Genomic DNA, 15,888 nt, shown 5'->3' on the forward strand with positions numbered 1-15,888 from the left:
GCCAAGCGCTCCGGCCACGATGGTTTCTTTTACCGGCCGCTATGGTCTTTCGCCTTCCAGGCTGCCAGGGCCATCAAAACCCAGCCGGCCATAAAAGCCACGCCGCCCGCTGGGGTGATGTATCCGAAACTGAAGCCGGTCAGGGCATGGACGTATAACGAACCGGAAAACAAGACGATGCCGGCAGCCAGCGCCCAGCCGGCCGCGTTGAGAATCTTTTTTTGTCCCGGCCATTTTTCCAGCGCCCAGGCGACTGCCAGCAATGCCAGAGCATGGTACATGTTGTAGCGCGCCGCTTTTTCAAAGGTTATCATTGTTTGATGCAACTCTAACAAGCGGAGTCCGCCGTGCGCGCCGTAAGCGCCTAATATCACCCCAATTGCTCCAGATATAGAGCCAAGCATAAAAAATTTACCCATCCTGTACTCCTGGCTGTACCTTTGCTAAAATTAGTTTTCACAGAAGAACTAAAAACATTGGCGCAGTATTCCCAGCACCGCATCCTCATACAATTGTTTTTTACATAGTCCTTCTCATTCTAATCCGCACTGTCTCCAGGAGTTAAATCAAAAAGGCGGTCCGAAACGAACCGCCTTTTTGATTCTGTATTTAGCTGATCCTTATTCACCATGAATACGTTTTTTCTTCTCCAATAATTGCTCTTCCGTTTCCTGGTGATTCGGATCTGGCTGGCAAGCATCAGTCGGACATACAGCCGCGCACTGTGGCTCGTCATAAAAACCGATGCATTCGGTACAAAGGTCGGGATTGATTACATAAATGGGATCACCTTCGGTAATGGCCTCGTTTGGGCATTCCGGTAAGCATGCATCACATGCAATACAATCTTCTGTGATATAAAGTGCCATGGTCACTCCTTTTTATTTTGTTAGCTACTGCGGAATTTAATCTAACAACTTAAAGCCAATTTTTAAAATTACCTGATATTCTTCAACCTTTCCGTCACGCACGGCGCCGCGCTGTTGAACCACCTCAAACCAGCTTATGGCCTTTAATGATTCCGAAGCTTTTTGAATGGCATTCTCGATTGCCTTTTCATAGCTCTCATTTGAAGTTCCAACGATCTCGATCATCTTATAAACGTTGCTCATATTCCCTCCTATTTTATTTGCACTTAATATAAGAAATGTTATTATTTAAAACAATGTTTCCCGCCATTTTTTAAATTCCAATTCACCAGCTAACTTACGACATCATTTTCAAGAGTATTAACAATTTCTTTTAACTCCCTGATCACCTGATTCAAAATTTGCCGATTTTTTTCATTATTTGAATCCTTAACGGTTGCTTTTGAAATGGGTGCCTTTTTTTTGACGGTTTCCTTTTTACTTTCTGCGGACGTTTGCTGAATATGATATTTTTGGTTTAACAGTTTATTTGCTCCCTTAATGGTAAATCCTCTTTGATATAGCAACTGTTTAATTTCCGAAATTATTTTCAAATCCCGATCACTGTAGCGCCTGCTTCCTCCGGGCGATTTCATGGGGCTCAGGGCGTCAAACACCGTTTCCCAGTAACGTAAAACCGACTGGGGTAAATCAAAATACTCCGCCACCTGTCCGATGGTATAAAATGGGCCTTTTTCAGACATTTAAAAACTCTACTTGTTTAACACTTAACAAATATTGCAAGCAAACGATTAAAAATCAACTTTTTGTAAGCCTTTTTTACGCCCTACTTTAAAAACTTGCCTTATTCAATGGATGATTTTACCGGCTGCCGGTTACAGGCAAAGGCCAAATTCCAAAAACTTTTTTTCTTATCTTTTTTGAACTAATCGGACACCATCGGTTTCTAATTTTTCTTTTCGCAGCGGGTAAGGTCATTCCTTATTTATTAAAATGGTTCATAATAGAACACCTACAACGACTTAAATCGACCCTGCGGTACTTTAAAACGACCAGCCTGTCGGGAAGCCGCATGGGGCGCAAAACACTCATTTTTTGTAAGGCCTTTAATTTCAATGCCTTAAACTGTATTAATTTTTTTGGCACGGCTTTTGACATTATTAATAGCGAAGTTGAATTAAAGTAAAACCAAAAATCAAGGAGGTTCAAAATGAAGAACTTACTCGCAATCTTAGGCTTAGTGGCAATCTTCTTTGCCAGCAACGTTTTTGCACAGGACTCTTTGCAGGTGCAAAACCAATATCGTCATGGTTTCAAATACCAATCTAAAGTTATGAACGGCGCTCAGGGACAGGTCAAAGGCTTTGTGGATCTCAACGGCGACGGTTACAATGACAACGCGCCGGATGCAGACGGCGACGGCATTCCCAACGGAATGGATCCGGATTACACCGGGGCCAAAATGCGCAAGGGCAACAGCAACGCCGGCTTTGTTGATCTGGACGGCGATGGCATCAACGACAACGCCATCGATTCGGACGGCGACGGCATCCCCAATGGACAGGATCCGGATTATGTTCGTCCTCAGGATGGCACCGGTCGTCAGTTGGGCAAAGGTAAAATGCAGGGCGCCGCACAGGGAACGGGCCTTGGAACAGGCGAATGTGACGGCACCGGCCCCAAAGGCAACGCTAAACGAGGCATCAAATAGTCCTTCTACCCCCCAAATAAAACAACCGAAAAAGCCCGACGTATGTCGGGCTTTTTTAGCTTAAGCGACTTACAATTTTACATTTTTAAATTACTTATATTTACTTCGCCCCTCAAGTTTCAGACTATTTTGACCGGGAGCACGGTACGCCTACCGTTTTAAAGGGAGTTTTCTACTCGTCGCAGGCACGCTTAATCTACTTTATAATAGTCAGACTTGCATTATCGCTTGACTCATGTTTTATAAAGATTTATTTTGAAACTTCATTTTGCATTTTAAGGGTTCAACCAATGTGGAGTTCTTATGGAAAAGCAAAAGTTTAAGCCGTACGTTCCGGCTGATTCTGTTTTAAGCGAGTTGACGTTTAAGGCGGTTTTTCTTGGCGTGTTGATGGCCATCGTGCTTGGAGCGGCCAATGCCTACCTGGGCATGAAGGCCGGCTTAACGGTTGCCGCCACTTTTCCGGCGGCCGTGGTGGCCATGGCTGCTTTACGCGTGTGGAAAGGCAATATTCTTGAAGAGAATATCGCCCGAACAACCGCCTCGGTGGGCGAAGCGCTGGTGGCCGGCGCCATTTTCACCATTCCGGCTTTTGTCATCAGCGGCGTGTGGGATCGCCTGCACTACTTCGAAAGTACATTGATTATGCTGATTGGCGGGATGCTTGGCGTTCTTTTTGTGACCATTCTGCGCCGCAGCATGGTAGAAGAAGCCGATCTACCCTTTCCCGAAAGCGTTGCCGCCGCAGAAATCGTAAAAGCTGGCCAGGGCGGCCAGACCGGCGCCAGCGCGGTGTTTGCCAGTATGGGCATCGCCGCCATCTGGGAATTGTTTAAAAACAGCAACGGCATTCAATTGATAAAGGACTACACGCATCAATTTTATCAATTCAGCCAATCTAAAATAGATATGTTTGGAGAAAAAGTAACTTACGGCGGGGGCTTCCTTTTTGAAACACCGGCTGCCTCGCCTGCTTTAACGGGCGTCGGTTTTATCGTCGGTTTGCGCGTGGCCGCCGTGCTCTTTGCCGGCGCTGTTATGGGCTGGGTTGTTCTGGTGCCATTGAGCATTTTTGCCAATCCGGCGCTGGCCAATTACGTAGCCAACGGTCATTCCTGGTTAGAGGTTGCCCAGCAGGTCTGGCTGAAACAAATCAGGCCCTTTGCCGTGGGCACCATGATTGTCGCCGCCTTTTATACTCTTTACAATCTTAAAGATTCTTTAATCACCGGTATTACCAAGGCCATTCGGGATTTGCAGGCCAAAAAAGAACACAAGGGCGAAGTGTCGCGTCTGGAAATTGATCTGGATTTTAAAAAGGTAGTATGGGCCATTGTCGGTCTTTCCATTCCCATGTTTTTTCTTTATGAATATTTTTCGGCTTCCATTGTTAGCGCATTGTTATTAACGGTAATCATGATCATCTTAGGCTTTCTGTTTGCCGCGGTTGCCGGATATCTGGTGGGGCTGGTCGGCAGCTCGAACAATCCAATCAGCGGTTTGACCTTAAGCTCGCTGCTCATTGCGGCCGTTTTACTCGTTTTGCTCGGGGTTAAAGGGCAACATGGCGTACTGGCCGTACTGGGCGTGGCCGGCGTTATTTGCACCTCAGCAGGAATTGCCGGCGACATGACGCAGGATTTAAAGGTCGGCCACATCCTCGGCGGCACGCCCTGGAAGATGGAAATTGCGGAAATCATCGGCGTTATTATCGCTGCCCTGGTGCTCATCTTCCCCATGATTGCCATGGATCAGGTTTACCACATTGGCAGCGCCGAATTGCCTGCCCCGCAAGCGGGATTGATGGCTCTGATGGCAAAAGGTATTGTGGGCGGCGAGATGTCATGGCCGCTGGTGCTGGCTGGCATGTTTTTCGCCATTGGTTTAATCATGATTAAGTCGCCATCTCCCATGTTGATTGCCGTGGGTATGTATTTACCGTTTCATTCAACCGCAGCCATTTTTGTGGGCGGCGTTATTCGCTGGATGCTGGACACGGTTTTGAAAAAACGCAACGCCAGCGACGCAGACCGCGTAAAAGCCGAAAACAAGGGCGTGCTGATCTCTTCCGGTCTGATTGCCGGCGAGGCCTTAATGGCGGTGATTCTGGCCTTTGTGGTGCTTGGCGAACGACTCTCTGGCGTGGAGCGCCTGGTTAACGGCGAAACGGTTAGCTCCCTTAAATACTTTGCCGTTCAGGCGCTGGGCGTTCAAAATCCAAGCGTGATTTTAGGTCTGCTGGTGTTCGCCGGTTTGATCTATTTGCTGGTAAATGTTCCGCTGAAGGCCATAAAAAAATAGATGAAAACTTTTAGCGGGAAAATTGAACAGCAGTGAACTACGCTAACAGGCGTGTTTGGGCTGGAGCTGTCCAAAAATTTGTGTAAAAGTCAACTTTTGGGACAGCTCCGGCTTTTTTACTTTGCATCGTTAAAATTGTCAATAAAAATGAAGCGGCAGCGCGATTAGAACTAATCAGGAAAAGGAACCATGGAAGATAACGTATTTTTTCAACTGATACCCGTCCGGCAATTTGAATGGAAAATAGAAGAAGAATCGCAAAGAGTAATCATCTTGCGGCCTAAATACATTTCAAAATGGGCGCAAAAACTAACAAAGCCCTTCACGGGCGAAAGTTTTTTTAAGATTAAATTAGACGCCCTTGGCAGCCAGGTGTGGCAATACTGCGATGGCGCGCACAGCGTGGAAGAAATTCTCCATATTTTACAAAAAAAATTCCCGGAAGAAGAAGACCTGGATAAGCGTTTTGTTCTTTTCATCAAACAACTATACCGGGAGAAATTTATTGATCTTTTACAAAAGGTTGTGGAAGAAGATTCTACGACTCATCCAGAATAATCTTTTTCTCCGCTCTGTCCACAATTTTGCCGATCACGGTTATTTCAAAGGGATATCCGCGTTTAAGAGCTCTGGCGTTCAAACGGCGCGCATCCTCTTCCGGCAGCGCCATTAACAATCCCCCGTTTGTTTGCGGGTCAAACAGAACGCAGTACGACGGCTCGCCTAAATCAGCGCGCGCCACTAACTGATCCTGAACAAAAAGACGGTTGCCGTGCAGGCCGCCCGGCCATAATGAATAATCTTCATGATATTGGACAAAACTTTCGAATTTTGGAATGCTGCGCAAACGGATCATGGCCGAAAATATACCATCTCCCATCATCTCCAGCAGGTGCCCGGCCAGCCCAAAGCCGGTCACGTCCGTACAGGCATGGACATCCAGCTCCAGCTCGCGGGCAATCTGAACAGGCAGGGCGTTAATCAACCGCATGCTTTGCACAATTTCATCTTCAAAATGCTGCGGCAGCTTGCCCTGTTTGATGGCCGTGGACACCACGCCGGTGCCAATGGGTTTGGTCAACACCAGCACATCGCCGTTTTGCACGGTGTGGTTTTGCCAGATTTTATCGGGATGCACTTTCCCTGTTACCGCCAGGCCATACTTGATTTCCTGATCCTGAATGGAATGGCCGCCGGCAATGACCACGCCCACTTCCTGCGCTTTATCGATGCCGCCCTGCAAAATTTTACTGACCACAGGAGGTTTAACCTTACCCTGATGAAAGGCCAGAATGTTCAGCGCGACAAACGGTTCGCCGCCCATGGCAAACACATCGCTCAAAGCGTTGGCCGCGGCGATCTGCCCGTAAATATACGGATCGTCCACAATCGGCGTAAAAAAATCGAGCGTATTGATTATGGCCAGGTCCGCGTTTAAACGGTACACGCTGGCGTCGTCAGCCGAGCTATGCCCCACCAACAGAGCGGGATGGCTTTTAAACTTTAAAGCTCCAATAATCTTATCCAGAACCTCTGGATGAACTTTACTGGCTCAGCCGGAACAAGAGACTAATTGCGTTAATCTGATATCATCCAATTTTAGATCATCCTCTTTCTTTTACTTAAAAACTTGGTTAAGGCTATATTTAATGGTTCGTCGGTAAAGATCAATTGATATTCGATGTTATTTTTACTGGTTTCCAATTGATACATCTTTAAAAAGGCGCGCATGCGCTCCCGATATTGTTCTTTGATTAAATAGGGTTGGGTCTTGATTTTTTCGCCGCTTTCCAGGTCTTTAAACAACACATTTCCGTGAAAATTAAATTCGACCTCCTGCCGATCCAGAACATGAAATACAATCACCTCGTGCTGGTCGTGGCGAAAGTGTTTCAATCCCCTGATTACCTGAGCCGGATCGTCCATCAAATCCGAAATCAGAATAATCAATCCTCTACGGCGGAAGCGGTCGGCTATTTGATGTAAGGTTCTGGCTATCTGCGTATCATTGCCCGCTTTTGCTGTTTCCAGCGCGTTTAATATCTGTCTCAGATACGACCCCATCGAGCGGGGCGGCATGTGCAGTTTGATGCGTTCGTCAAACAGGGCCAGCCCGGTTGCATCGCGCTGCCGCAAAAGCAGGTAAGCCAGAGACGCCGCCAGATAGGAGGCGTACTGCCATTTGCTAACGTCATTACTGCCGTAACTCATGGATCGGGAAACATCCACCAGCAAATAGGAGCGTAAATTGGTTTCTTCTTCAAATTGTTTGATGTAAAAACGATCGGTTCTGCCGTAAACCTTCCAATCCACAAAGCGCAAGCTGTCGCCGGCCATGTAGGGCCTGTGCTGCGAAAATTCAACGCTAAAACCGTGAAAGGGACTTTTGTGCAAGCCGGTAATAAAGCCTTCCACCACCGCGCGGGCGATCAATTGCAGATTACCGATTTTAGAAAGAAACCTGGGGTCTAATAACTTTAAGGTATTTTGTGTTTTCATTAAATCCCGCTTTATTCATTACCTGAATGTTTGAAAACGCTGCTTTAATTTTTTGTCAACATCCCGCCCGCGCGGAATTAAAACGACAACGCGTGTTTTTTAAAGTAAACGCTAAGGAAGGAAAATAAGGAATATTAAAATACAAAGCAACGAATCACAATTCGCTTTCCAGTTCAAAAAAATTACAACTGTCGGTTAACTCGACCTCACGGCTTTTAATTTTACAACGGTAATAAAATTCGTCATCCGCTTCAGAAGTCGTTTTAATGAAGGCCTGGCGGTACTTGCAAAACTGACAGATGCGCATATTGACTCTACGCGCATTCTGAATATCGTGATGGCGTTGTAAAATGGGCGAAATTATTTTGAGCATGGTTCGCAATCGGACAATCATCTGTTTAATGCGTACCAATGCGAAGATTTGAATCAATAACAGAATCACAAAGGCAATTAAGAGTACGGTTAATAAATCTAACATAACCTTTTATCTCTTTTTTTTTCTATTAACGTAATTCCTGCCCAATCGGTTTCAGAAAATTTTCTCGCACCAGATTGCCGATCGATTGTTTAACCATATTCCAATTTTCGTACTCAAACATCAAACACTTTAGTAATTCTGGTCTTTTAATGAACATTTTAATCAATAAACGCCATGGAAGGTCGCCCTGCAAAAGGGGTTGCCAGTGTTGGCGTGTGGTTTTTCCTGCGGGATGATCTAAGGCGTGGATGATGAAAGGACGCTCCATTGCCAATAAGCGGAAGATTAACTGCCCAACCTGGCGAGCGGTCTGTTCAAAAGTTTGGCTGGCCGCAGCCTGATGAAAAAAGCGGGGGATGTCAAGAACCGGCAAAATTCGTTCATCTTCATTTTGCAAGCGTAAAATAAGGGCCAAAAATTCCGGGGGAGTTTGTTTCGGAAAATCGTTTTCGATGCCAATACGAATTTTGTCGGAGTTGAGCGAAAGTTGAAGCACATTTTCCCGGTAGGGCTGATGTTGAATTAAATACACTTCGCGCTCCAGCGATTGCCCAAAAGTATTTAAAAAGGTGGGCAAATCATTCTGAGGAAAATCTGTCGGCAGGTGCAAATGCAGGGTAAACTCGGCGGCAGATTTCTGCAGCAGGGCTAAAGATTGATCTGTAAGCTGCAGCGGATTTAAAAATAGCTGGATTTGCCTGAACTTTGCCCGGCGCGCATATTCAATGGTCGTTTGCCAGGAATAATTTTGTGGTCTGGCCACGGCGCTGGCCAGACCCAATTTGGCAAAAGTTAACATTAATCGATGGCGATTTGATTCTGACGGGCGGCCACGGTCAGGGTATTGTGCATAAGCATGGCAATGGTCATAGGCCCCACGCCGCCTGGCACGGGCGTAATGCCCGCCGCCTTTGGCAGCACTTCATCAAAGGCCACGTCGCCCACCAGCACGTACCCTTTTTCGTTATCGGCATCTTTTCGATTAATGCCCACGTCGATAACCACTGCGCCCTCTTTAACCATGTCGGCTTTAACAAATTCGGGCCGTCCCATGGCCGCCACCAGAATATCGGCCTGGCGCGTGAATTCGGGCAAGTTTTTCGTGCGGCTGTGAACAACCGTTACCGTGGCGTTTGCAGCCGATGCTTTTTGCATCAAAAGATTGGCCATGGGTTTACCCACGATATTGCTGCGGCCGATTATCACCGCGTGTTTGCCTTCGGTTTGAATCTGGTAATATTTTAACATTTCCACAATACCGGCCGGCGTACAGGGCAGCACGTAGGGTTTGCCGCTTACCAGCAGGCCCACATTGCGCGGATGAAAACAATCCACGTCTTTATCGGGATCTATTTTCAACAGGACTCTGTGCTCATCGATATGCGACGGCAAAGGCAGCTGTACCAGAATGCCGTGCGTCGAACGATCCGCATTCAATTTTTCAATGAGCTGCAGCAGTTCCGCTTGAGACGTGGCAGCCGGCAAATGGAGCGTTTCGGAATCCATGCCCAGCTTTTGGCAGGTCTTTTCTTTACGCGAAACATAAACTTTAGACGCCGGATCATCGCCTACCAGAATCACCGTTAATCGGGGCAAAATTCCTTTTTCTTTTAAGATTTTTAACCGTTCGCTCACCTGACCGTAAATATGGTCGGCGACGGGTTTTCCTTTTAACAGTTTATCTTTCTGCACCTTCAGGTTCTCCGGATATTATTTAATGTTCATAGATTATTTTCAATAAATCAAAGCCGGCCACCGAGTTCAGGGCGGTTAAGCAAAATCAAAGGCCCGGAATTCCCGGATTACCACCACCTTTACCTGGCCGGGATAATCCGTTTCATTTTGAATTTTTTTAGCGATTTCACTGGCCAGGTTAAAACTGGCCACATCGTCAACCTTTTCATGGTCGATAATCACGCGCACCTCTTTACCGGCCTGGATGGCATAGGCCGCTTTAACGCCTTCAAAGGACATGGCGATTTCTTCAAACGATTCCATGCGTGTAACAAAGTTTTCGATGACTTCCCGACGCGCGCCCGGCCGCGAACGGCTGATATCATTGGCAATTTGCACCAGAATGGTGATAGGCGAAATGGGCTCTACCTCTCCATGATGCCCCAAAATGGCGTTTAGCACAATGGGATTTTCGCCGTATTTTTTAGCCAGTTCGTAGCCTAACTCTGTATGGCTGCCTTCCACATTCCGGCGATCCACAGCCCGGCCGATATCGTGCAGCAAGCCGGCCCTGCGCGCCAGTTGTTCGTCCAGCCCCAGTTCAGCGGCCATAATTCCGGAAATGATGGCCACCTCTTTACTATGCTGCAGCACGTTTTGCCCAAAGCTGGTGCGATATCGTAACTTACCCAGCATGTAGGTTAAATCCTGGTGCAGGCCGTGCAACCCTACATCAATAAGCGCCTGTTCGCCCAGCTCACGCAAAAATTCATCCATTTCCTGAACGGTTTTTTCATAGGTTTCTTCAATGCGCCCGGGATGAATTCGTCCGTCGTTGACCAGTTTTTCCATGGTCAGGCGCGCCAGTTCACGACGGTACGGATCATATCCGCTTAAGATAACGGCCTCGGGCGTATCGTCCACAATCACGTCGATGCCGGTTACAATTTCAAAGGCGCGGATATTCCGGCCTTCGCGCCCGATGATCCGCCCCTTCATCTCATCGTTGGGCAGGGTTACAACGGCCACGGTGGATTCGATGGCGTGATCCGAAGCGGACTGCTGCATGGCCGATATGATAATATCTTTTGCCTTGCTCTGCGCCTCTTTTTGCGCTTCTTCCAGAATTTGATAGACCGCAGTGGAAGCTTCTTTTTTAGCCGATTCCAGCAGGTTGTCGAGCAAAAGTTGTTTGGCTTCTTCGCGCGTTAAACCGGCGATAGATTCCAGTTTTTTATTTTGCTCGTCCAGAAGCTGATTGAGTTTTTCCTGCTTTAAATTGAGCTGATTTTCCCGATTTTTCAGCTCACGCTCGCGTAAAAAAAGATCGCGGTCTTTTTTATAAATGAGGTCCGCTTTGCGATCCAGATTATTTTCACGATTGGCGAGTTCATTTTCTAAGTTTTGTAGCGTTTTTTTCTTGGCTTCAAATTCTTCTTCTAATTGCTGTTTAAGTTGAAAAATTTCTTCTTCGGCTTCTAAAAGTTTCTCTTTTTTCTCATCTTCAGCTTCTTCTTTGGCCGCATCAAGGATTTCTCGGGCCTGCTTTTCCGCTTTTTGCAGGCTGTTTTGTCCGAGCCATGAATTAACAAACCAGCCGAGGCCGAAGGCAATAATCGCAATCAGTAATATTAAGACAACCGTCAACATTTAGCCTCCTTCTTATCCCTCAAACAGAGGATGATTCAAATAAAAAAGCCCTGTCTTTAGTGGACTAGTGATAGAACCTCTTCTACAATACAGTGGGCACCTCCTGGACGGGTCATGCTTCCTCTGCATCCCGACGAATCGGGACCGTGGCTTGCAATCAACGCCCAGAGCGCGGTTCCCTGTGTTGATGGTGTTGGTCCTATTTAGTCCCTTGTAAAGACAGGGCTAAATAGCAATGGAAAAGAACGGCTATTCTTCTACAAACTCGGCCAGTTCACGATTTAATTTTTTGGCTTCCTCATCTAATTGACTGAGTAACTTTTGCCGATACAATCGTTCCTGAAACAATTCATCGGCAACATTCAACGCCGTCAAAATGGCTATTTTAACGGTTGATTTAATTGATTGATTTTTATCAATTTCCCTCATTTTTTGATCAATGTATTGCGCAATTTCTCGCACATAATTTTCATCATTGTCGGAAACCAATGTGTATTCTGATCCAAAAATGTTAACGCGAATCTGGCCGTTAGCCATTCATCCTTTTCCTTATCTTCTTTTACTCAACACCATTAAGTGATGTCAATCTCTTCCAGCTCAGCGATCAATTTTTTTAAACGTTCTTTTAATTCTGATCGCTCCGCTTTTAATGCGCTGTTTTCCGCTCTTAATTTCTCAATTTCTTGTAAATTAAGCTCTCCGTTGTGTTTTTCGACAAGCTTTGCTTTTTCCTTTAGTTCGTTATTCTCTTGTTGTAACTGGTAATACCTGAAGCGTAATTCCCGATACTTATCGATCAGGGAATGAACAGATTTTTCCAGCTGTTCAAAGTTTTGTAGATTCATCGTTCACTTCCGCAAGCTCGCCGAAAAGTGTTTAATGGTTTTATTGATTATTTGTTGGAAGTATTGATCAACTTCCTTATCACTCAATGTTCTTTCGTTAGATTGATATCTTAAACGCAGGGCAATGCTCCGTTTTCCTTCCGGAATATTTTTACCCTGATACACGTCAAAGATCTCAACCGATTTTAACAGGGAACCTCCGTTTTTTTGTACAAATTCTACAACGTCAGCCGCCAGTATCTCCTCATCCAGCAAAAAGGCAACATCGCGCTCGGAATAAGGAAATCTGGGTATCGGCTTAAATTGCCGGTCAAAGACCAGATATTTTTGTAAAAGATCGACGTTTAACTCAAAGCCGTAAACGTCTTTTTCAATTTCAAACTTCTCGCAAACATCTGCGCTTAATTTGCCGCAAATGGCGATCAAGTCATCATTAATCTTTACGGCAACGGTCTGATCTTTTTCCATGTAACCTGTTTTATCATATAAAATAATTTGGTAGTTGTCAAGAAATAATTTATTTAAAAATGCTTCCAGATAACCTTTAATATCATAAAAATCAACCGCTTGTTCCGGAACATTCCAGGCCGGTACGTGGCGGCTGCCGGTAATGACCACGGCCAGCGCATAGGGCTGTTCCGGCAAATTTTTACCGTCAAATGCCGTAAAGATACGACCGATTTCAAAAAAGCGCAGGTTTTTGTTGTTGCGATTCAAATTATGGCTTACCGCTTTTAACATCCCGGCAAACAGCGAGGGACGCATAAAAGCCATATCGTCGCTGACCGGATTTTTAATGGCAATGGGCCGCTCGTTAAATAGCTGCGCTTCTGCCTGACGCACCATGCTCTGCGTGAAAATTTCCTGCAGTCCCAGAGCCAGCATTTCCGAGCGTAAAAACTGCAAACGATTTTCCTGCTCCGAAAGCGGCATTTCGTAAAAAGTGGTGGTGTACTGCCGGGCCGGTAAATTGGAATAGTTTACCAGACGCGCCACCTCTTCCGCCAGGTCTTCTACAATGGAAAGATCGTGACGAAAGGTCGGCACAATCACCTCATTGTTTTCTATTGTTAACCGGATGGATTCCAGTTTTTCCCGAATGGTCTGTTCAGAAAAATCCGTTCCCAGAACGCGGTTTATCTTTTCCACGTTCAGCGGAATTCGTTTTTCTTTAACAGGGGCAGGATACACATCAACAATGCCCTTTGCCACCGCGCCGTCGGCCAGTCTTTCCATCAATGCTGCGGCGTAATTGATGGCACGGATAACATTTTCCGGATCGGCGCCCCGCTCAAAATGCTGAGAAGCATCGGTACTCAGGCCCAATCTTTTGGAAGACATGGCGATGCGCTCCGGTTTAAAATAGGCGCTTTCCAGCAGAATGTCGGTGGTCTGCTCGCTTACTTCCGAATTCTGGCCGCCCATAATGCCTCCGATGGCTACCGGGCGCTCGGCGTCGCAAATCATCACCGTGTTTTCGGGTAGCTTTCGTTCTTTGTCGTCCAGCGTTACAAAAACATCGCCCTCTTTACTGGGCCGCACATTTATTTCGTTCCCTTTGATAAATTTTAAATCAAAAGCGTGCAGCGGATGGCCGATTTCGGCCAATACGTAGTTGGTAATATCGACGATGTTGTTAATGGGCCTGAATCCGACGGCCATTAGTCGCTTTTGCATCCATTCTGGGCTGGGGCCGATTTTTACGTTGCGGATAACGCGTCCGGCGTACCGCGGGCAGCCATCCGGATCATGGATGTTGATTTTAATGATCTGATCGGCGCTTTCTGCCAGTTCTTCTTTAACCTGCGGCTGCAACTCTTTTAAGGGTCGGCCGGTCAAAGCGGCCACTTCGCGCGCAATACCGTACACGCTGAGGCAGTCGCCCCTGTTTGGCGTAACCGCGATATCGATGATCCAATCCTGCTCCTGGCTAAGCAGGGCGTAAACGTCCGTTCCCGGCCGGTAGTCCTCATCAAAAGCCCAGATGCCGTCAGAATGTTGTTCAAGGCCCAGCTCTTCTCTGGAGCAAATCATGCCGTACGATTCTACGCCGCGGATTTTAGCCTTTTTGATCTTCATGCCATTGGGCAGGGTGGCGCCAACCATGGCAAAAGGCACAAGCTGGCCGGCTCGTACATTGGGCGCGCCGCAAATCACCTGAAAGGTTTCCTTATCGGTCTGCACCTTACAAACCGACAATTTATCGGCATTAGGATGTTTGTTCACCTCCAGCACCTTACCCACCACAACGCCGTTAAAACGTTGTACCATGGGAATCACTTCTTCTACTTCCAGCCCGGCTTCGGTAAGCAAACGGGCAATTTCTTCAGCCGATTCTTCAAAATCTACAAAGTCTTTCAGCCAACGATAGGTTACTTTCATGGTTCGTACTCTTAAAATTGGTTTAAAAATCGAATGTCATTTTCAAAAAAGATTCGTATGTCATCAATGGCGTATTTAATCATGGCAATGCGATCAATGCCCATTCCAAACGCGTAGCCCGTGTATTTTTCCGCATCCACGCCCGCCGCTTTAAACACATTGGGATGCACCATTCCGGCGCCGGAAATTTCCATCCAGCCGGTATTCTTACAAACGCGACAGCCTTTTCCCTTACAAAACACGCAGCTAAAATCATACTCGGCGCTGGGCTCGGTAAAGGGGAAAAAACTGGGTCTAAAGCGCACTTTAATATCGGGCCCGAACATACGGTGGGCAAAGGCCTGAATAACGCCCTTTAAATCGGCAAAGGTAATGCCCTCATCCACCACCAGTCCCTCCACCTGATGAAAAAAAGGCGAATGGCTGGCATCGGGCGTATCGCGTCGATAAACGCGGCCCGGCGCAATCATCTGAATGGGCGGTTTTTGTCTTTGCATCACGCGAATCTGCACCGGCGAGGTGTGCGTTCTTAACAGAATATCATCGGTAATGTAAAGAGTATCTTGCATGTCTCGCGCAGGATGGGTTTTGGGAATATTTAACGCCTCAAAGTTGTAGAAATCGGTTTCGATCTCCGGACCGTCTTCAATGGTAAAGCCCAGACTGGTAAAAATTTGTTTGATTTCGTCGGCAACTTTTAACAAAGGATGTTTGCGTCCGGCAAACGGTTTGCGCCCCGGCAGGGTCAAATCGATCCTGCGTTTAGCGGCTTCTTTATCTTTAAAACTTGCCGCCAGCGCCTGGTACTGAGTTTCCAGCTCTTTTTTTAACTCGTTAAGCGCTTTGCCAAATAGAGGGCGCTGTTCTTTGGGCAACTCGGAGATGCGCTCAAATGAGGTTGAGACCAGTCCCTTTCGCCCCAAAAATTTTACGCGAATGGGCTCCAGATCGGCCGGACTTTTAACCGACTGCACAGCTTGCGAAAATTCTGCCCGAATCTTTTCAATAATTTCATTCATCTTAATCGTCCGTCGTTTAATGAATAAAAAAAGGAAGGCTTAACACAGACCTCCCTTTAAAACCAAAACAAAGATTTGCATGGTAAATCAAGCGATAACTTGTTTAACCAGCGCACTAAATCCCTGAGGATCATGCACCGCCAGGTCGGCCAGCGCTTTCCGATTAAGCTCGATGTTGGCTTTTTTAAGACCGTTCATAAAAACAGAATACGATACGCCGTTCAGGCGGCAGGCTGCGTTAATACGCGTAATCCACAGCGTACGAAAAGTGCGTTTTTTAGCCCGACGATCGCGATAGGCGTACAGCCAGCTTTTTTCTACCTGATCCTTAGCGGTTTTGTAAAGGCGGCTTTTCCCAAGGCGATAGCCTTTAGCCGCTTTCAGAATCTTTTTTCTTCTTTGACGAGCGGCAACATTATTTTTTGCACGTGGCATTTTTATCTCCTACTTTTCTTTTTTC

Annotated in this window: 18 protein-coding genes; 3 read left to right on the top strand and 15 right to left on the bottom strand. The window is 46.6% G+C overall.

Translation table 11 applies throughout. From position 1 onward, the window contains the following. Nucleotides 1-29 precede the first annotated feature (29 nt). The 4 genes from Cabys_RS12310 to Cabys_RS12325 all read right to left on the bottom strand — a co-directional run bounded on the left by Cabys_RS12310 (nucleotide 30) and on the right by Cabys_RS12325 (nucleotide 1,612). A complete protein-coding gene (locus Cabys_RS12310; protein WP_006930858.1) occupies nucleotides 30-419 on the bottom strand; it encodes a DUF423 domain-containing protein in 390 nt (129 codons plus the stop codon). Nucleotides 420-620: 201 nt separating this feature from the next. Next, complete coding sequence (locus Cabys_RS12315; RefSeq protein ID WP_006930859.1) at nucleotides 621-869, bottom strand: YfhL family 4Fe-4S dicluster ferredoxin; 249 nt, start codon at nucleotides 867-869, stop codon at nucleotides 621-623. 36 nt (nucleotides 870-905) lie between these two features. Beyond that, nucleotides 906-1,112, bottom strand: a complete 207-nt coding sequence (locus Cabys_RS12320; RefSeq protein WP_006930860.1) for a dodecin — start codon at nucleotides 1,110-1,112, stop codon at nucleotides 906-908. Nucleotides 1,113-1,201: 89 nt separating this feature from the next. Continuing rightward, the gene (locus Cabys_RS12325) at nucleotides 1,202-1,612 is read right to left on the bottom strand and encodes a MerR family transcriptional regulator (protein WP_006930861.1); all 411 of its coding nucleotides are present in this window, start codon (nucleotides 1,610-1,612) and stop codon (nucleotides 1,202-1,204) included. Nucleotides 1,613-2,079: 467 nt separating this feature from the next. Between Cabys_RS12325 and Cabys_RS12330 the strand changes: the two genes are divergently transcribed. From Cabys_RS12330 to Cabys_RS12340, 3 genes are all read left to right on the top strand, one after another. Next, nucleotides 2,080-2,580 (top strand): hypothetical protein, encoded by a 501-nt coding sequence (locus tag Cabys_RS12330; protein ID WP_006929890.1) that lies wholly within the window; start codon nucleotides 2,080-2,082, stop codon nucleotides 2,578-2,580. A 303-nt stretch (nucleotides 2,581-2,883) separates the two neighbouring features. Next, a complete protein-coding gene (locus tag Cabys_RS12335; protein ID WP_006930862.1) occupies nucleotides 2,884-4,881 on the top strand; it encodes an OPT family oligopeptide transporter in 1,998 nt (665 codons plus the stop codon). A 189-nt stretch (nucleotides 4,882-5,070) separates the two neighbouring features. Continuing rightward, a complete protein-coding gene (locus Cabys_RS12340; protein WP_006930863.1) occupies nucleotides 5,071-5,439 on the top strand; it encodes a PqqD family protein in 369 nt (122 codons plus the stop codon). Here the strand turns inward: Cabys_RS12340 and selD are convergent. The 11 genes from selD to rplT all read right to left on the bottom strand — a co-directional run bounded on the left by selD (nucleotide 5,420) and on the right by rplT (nucleotide 15,863). Further along, the gene (gene selD, locus Cabys_RS12345; RefSeq protein WP_006930864.1) at nucleotides 5,420-6,478 is read right to left on the bottom strand and encodes a selenide, water dikinase SelD; all 1,059 of its coding nucleotides are present in this window, start codon (nucleotides 6,476-6,478) and stop codon (nucleotides 5,420-5,422) included. The two genes, Cabys_RS12340 and selD, sit on opposite strands and share 20 nt — an antisense overlap. A gap of 2 nt (nucleotides 6,479-6,480) precedes the next feature. Beyond that, nucleotides 6,481-7,380, bottom strand: a complete 900-nt coding sequence (locus tag Cabys_RS12350; RefSeq protein WP_006930865.1) for a DUF58 domain-containing protein — start codon at nucleotides 7,378-7,380, stop codon at nucleotides 6,481-6,483. Between the two features lie 154 nt (nucleotides 7,381-7,534). Next, nucleotides 7,535-7,858 carry a hypothetical protein gene (locus Cabys_RS12355; protein ID WP_006930866.1) on the bottom strand — a complete coding sequence of 108 codons (324 nt, stop codon included), beginning with the start codon at nucleotides 7,856-7,858 and terminating at the stop codon, nucleotides 7,535-7,537. 25 nt (nucleotides 7,859-7,883) lie between these two features. Then, entirely contained in the window at nucleotides 7,884-8,657 is a 774-nt protein-coding gene (locus Cabys_RS12360; RefSeq protein ID WP_006930867.1) for a hypothetical protein, read from the bottom strand. After that, complete coding sequence (gene folD / locus Cabys_RS12365; RefSeq protein ID WP_006930869.1) at nucleotides 8,657-9,550, bottom strand: bifunctional methylenetetrahydrofolate dehydrogenase/methenyltetrahydrofolate cyclohydrolase FolD; 894 nt, start codon at nucleotides 9,548-9,550, stop codon at nucleotides 8,657-8,659. Before folD ends, Cabys_RS12360 begins: the two co-directional genes overlap by 1 nt. Before the next feature lie 78 nt (nucleotides 9,551-9,628). Further along, nucleotides 9,629-11,182, bottom strand: a complete 1,554-nt coding sequence (rny, locus tag Cabys_RS12370; RefSeq protein ID WP_006930871.1) for a ribonuclease Y — start codon at nucleotides 11,180-11,182, stop codon at nucleotides 9,629-9,631. Nucleotides 11,183-11,431: 249 nt separating this feature from the next. Continuing rightward, nucleotides 11,432-11,719: a cell division protein ZapA gene (locus Cabys_RS12375; protein ID WP_006930872.1), complete on the bottom strand. Its 288-nt coding sequence runs from the start codon at nucleotides 11,717-11,719 to the stop codon at nucleotides 11,432-11,434. A 35-nt stretch (nucleotides 11,720-11,754) separates the two neighbouring features. Next, the gene (gene zapB, locus Cabys_RS12380; RefSeq protein WP_006930873.1) at nucleotides 11,755-12,027 is read right to left on the bottom strand and encodes a cell division protein ZapB; all 273 of its coding nucleotides are present in this window, start codon (nucleotides 12,025-12,027) and stop codon (nucleotides 11,755-11,757) included. A 3-nt stretch (nucleotides 12,028-12,030) separates the two neighbouring features. Continuing rightward, nucleotides 12,031-14,409, bottom strand: coding sequence for a phenylalanine--tRNA ligase subunit beta (gene pheT, locus Cabys_RS12385; RefSeq protein ID WP_006930874.1), 2,379 nt, complete (start codon nucleotides 14,407-14,409; stop codon nucleotides 12,031-12,033). Nucleotides 14,410-14,420: 11 nt separating this feature from the next. Beyond that, complete coding sequence (gene pheS / locus Cabys_RS12390; RefSeq protein WP_006930875.1) at nucleotides 14,421-15,428, bottom strand: phenylalanine--tRNA ligase subunit alpha; 1,008 nt, start codon at nucleotides 15,426-15,428, stop codon at nucleotides 14,421-14,423. Between the two features lie 87 nt (nucleotides 15,429-15,515). Further along, nucleotides 15,516-15,863: a 50S ribosomal protein L20 gene (gene rplT / locus Cabys_RS12395; RefSeq protein WP_006930876.1), complete on the bottom strand. Its 348-nt coding sequence runs from the start codon at nucleotides 15,861-15,863 to the stop codon at nucleotides 15,516-15,518. Nucleotides 15,864-15,888 lie beyond the last annotated feature (25 nt).

Source organism: Caldithrix abyssi DSM 13497, from assembly GCF_001886815.1.
GTDB classification, from domain to species: Bacteria; Calditrichota; Calditrichia; order Calditrichales; family Calditrichaceae; genus Caldithrix; species Caldithrix abyssi.